We start from the raw sequence: 273 nt of genomic DNA, 5'->3' as shown, positions 1-273 counted from the left end.
GTGTAGGGTTTGTTATCGTTAAAATTTAAAGGGTCGCCTGATGTTAGGTTGGCGAACAGCTCTTTAAATTCATTGTTGTCAAATAAAACTTCGAAATATTCTTTAGAACCAACCCTCAAATGGTAATCGCAGTAGTGGCAAACGTATTTGTTTTCCTGTAATTCTGTTTGATGTAGTGGTTTTTTACAGTTAGGACATTTATTCCACACGCCATCCGGTGCCTCTTTCTTCTCTTCTGTTGTGGTAATGATACCTTTATTTTCTCTCTTAAAC

The 273-nt window shown here is 36.6% G+C and carries 1 pseudogene; it reads right to left on the bottom strand.

What is annotated here, in order from left to right:
* A pseudogene (locus tag AC0IW9_RS30850) lies at nt 1-273 on the bottom strand (hypothetical protein); the annotation flags it as partial.

The sequence above is a fragment of the Belnapia sp. AC561 genome (genome assembly GCF_979252845.1).
This window is presented reverse-complemented; position numbering and strand designations above follow the sequence as displayed.